Origin of the sequence: Acinetobacter lwoffii (assembly GCF_022967985.1) — a bacterium.
Taxonomy (GTDB): Bacteria; Pseudomonadota; Gammaproteobacteria; order Pseudomonadales; family Moraxellaceae; genus Acinetobacter.
In genome coordinates this window covers 1-2664 of record NZ_JALJVC010000049.1, presented here as the reverse complement: position 1 = coordinate 2664, position 2664 = coordinate 1, and the positions used below count along the sequence as shown (strand labels likewise).

The window sequence follows — 2664 nt, the reverse complement described above, 5'->3', positions numbered from 1 at the left end:
TGCTTGACTCTTGTGGTTAAAAACAGGACATTTTAAATGGTTTATCGCATAGACATTTTAATTGGTGAATAACACAAAATGTTAAGTCCCAATCTAAGATCGGGGCTTCGTATAATCCGTAGTATGTTAATTTGAGAAAATTTTAAGAATTTAATTTATAAGATTTATGAATAGCTTTAACACAATTCTCAATGAGCTGATCATTATTTTTTTTCCAAATCAATTTAACCTCGGATTGATTATTTCGATCATTAATTGAAATTAATCTTACGTCTTTAGGAAGAACTGTGGAAAATTCTTCCGGTACGATACATATACCAAAGCCATTTTCCACTAAATCCAATTGTGATAATTTTCTTGAAGATATTCTTGCTCTTTTCTGCGAGAAGCCACTGCTTAAGCAAAGATTAGATGCTAAATAACTTAGGCCTCCACGTTCAGCATGTGGAGTCGAAACGAACCTTAAATCTTTTAAATCCCTTATATCTACAATAGTTTTATCATTAAAATTTTGATCAGAGGCGGATACCGCTACATATAAAGATGATTTATATAAGCTCATAGAACCTAGTTCATCTAAAGAATGATAGACCGGAGGACGAATAAAACCTATATCAATGCCACCGTTTAATATTGCTTCAATTTGAGCTTCTGATGATACCGTATTAATTTCTATATTAACTTTATACTGTTCACATAGATCGTCTAATATTTTTAATTTTTTTTTATCCAATATAATGCTACTAGAGTGGCAAACTTTCACTGTTCTATCTTCTCCTTGGCTAATCTTTTTAGCTAACTCAATTGAATTACTAAAGTTCTCAAGATGGGTCTTTAAACTTTTATAAAGAGCTAGTCCTGCACGAGTAAGTTTTATTTTTTTTTCTGATCTATCAAAGATATTAAAGCCTAAATCATCCTCTAAATTTTTGATTTGCCTACTTAAAGCAGACTGAGCAATAAATAGCTTTTCTGAAGCTGCAATAAAACTCCCTTCTTCTACGATACTTATTAAATAATTACATTGCTTAAAAGTTAACATATATCAAAAAAAGATAGATTGATGATTTTTCTATATTAGATTAGATGGTTTATTTTTTATATCTTTTATTCAACAAAATAAAATTTGGTTGAAATTAAAAATGGCTATTAAGAATAAAATTATTGTATTTACAGCTATGGTCGCGATTTGCTTAGCGGCCCAATCTTATGACAAATACACTGGAAAATTTTCTAACTCCTCTATAGATCCTATAGATTTACTAGTTGATTAAGCGTCATTTAACATAATGGCAGTTATGCAAAATTAGTTGATTGGACGCGAAACTCCTAGCATATTCATCTTTTGTCTTATATCTTTATATTTTACCTATCGGTAAAATATATTCATAACCTACATGGGAAAGAAAGTAGGTAATTAAGAAAAAAGTTGCAGAGATTTATAAGCCTTATAGTAACGGGAGAGACTATAGGGCTTTTTATTTATCTTAATATTCATATATCTATGATAAAGTCATGATGCTCGACGATGTAAAAGATCGGCTTGGGAATAGGCCGGTCTTTTATGATGTTTGCTAAAATACTATTCTAAAATATAAAAAAAACCCAAGTGGGTGTGGCACTGGATTCAGGTTTTCTCTGGGCTTAGTTATTATCGTTATTGAAAAAGTATAACTCAATTTTTACTTAATTAACTTTCTTTTCAACTAGCTCCAATTTATTTAGCTTTTGTGCTTTTTCCTGATCATTATTGATCTTCACAAATAGAGCTAAAATAAAAATCATCACTATAAAAGTTAGGAAAATCAAATGCCTTCTCATTGTTAATTCCTTATTTTAATCTTTAAGTATGCTTTTTCCAGTTGCAAATAAATACGACATAGGGGAAGCATTGATACAGGTCTCTTTTAACTACTTTTAGCAACTCTATAAACAGTCGCGATCCCACAACCTACTGCTTTCGCAATCTCATCCTTAGTCATATTTCCCGCCACTAGTAGCTCTTTTATTCGTTTGTGTTTAGCCTCATTGGCCTTCTTGCCTGTTGGCTTGTAACCCGAACGCGCTAGGCCCTGCTTAATACGTTCTATACGTTTGTCATTGTCCAGGCGGGCCATCGTTGCTAGGAGATCAATCAGCATATTGTTGATGAAGTCCAGGATTGAATGAGTAATGCTGTCATTGGTTTGAATCATTTGATAGGTAGTAGGAAGATCTGCCACAATTAATCGAAGTCCTTTCTCCTGAATCCTGCGCTTCAGCTCTTGAAAATCTCGTTGGGTTAGGCGTGATAATCGGTCAATACTTTCAACCAACAAGGTGTCACCTTGATTTGCTTCTGACAGTAGCTTATTCAATTCAGGTCGATCTAGTTTCGTACCACTATAGTTTTCAACATATACGATGGTTTTGCCCAAATTCAGGTCTTGATTTAGATCCTGGAGAATCTGCAAGGCCCTTTGTGCATCTTGGTCTTTAGTAGATGCTCGTAGATAAATACGTGTATTCATTACTATCATTTAGTGATAATTTCATTGGTTCAATGATAATACTCTCTTTTAACCTATGAAGTAAGTTAAATGATAACTTGTCTTAAGCTTCTGACTTTTATTATTCAGCTATACTCTTTTGATAAAAAAAGCATAACTAAAAGCCATGCCTTGG

General features: G+C 32.7%; 2 protein-coding genes. Both read right to left on the bottom strand.

Annotated features, from left to right (window positions below; genetic code table 11):
* Window positions 1-142: 142 nt before the first annotated feature.
* Complete coding sequence (locus MWG72_RS15390; RefSeq protein ID WP_247144426.1) at window positions 143-1042, bottom strand: LysR family transcriptional regulator; 900 nt, start codon at window positions 1040-1042, stop codon at window positions 143-145.
* Window positions 1043-1907: 865 nt separating this feature from the next.
* Window positions 1908-2519, bottom strand: a complete 612-nt coding sequence (locus tag MWG72_RS15385; RefSeq protein WP_247144425.1) for a recombinase family protein — start codon at window positions 2517-2519, stop codon at window positions 1908-1910.
* Window positions 2520-2664 lie beyond the last annotated feature (145 nt).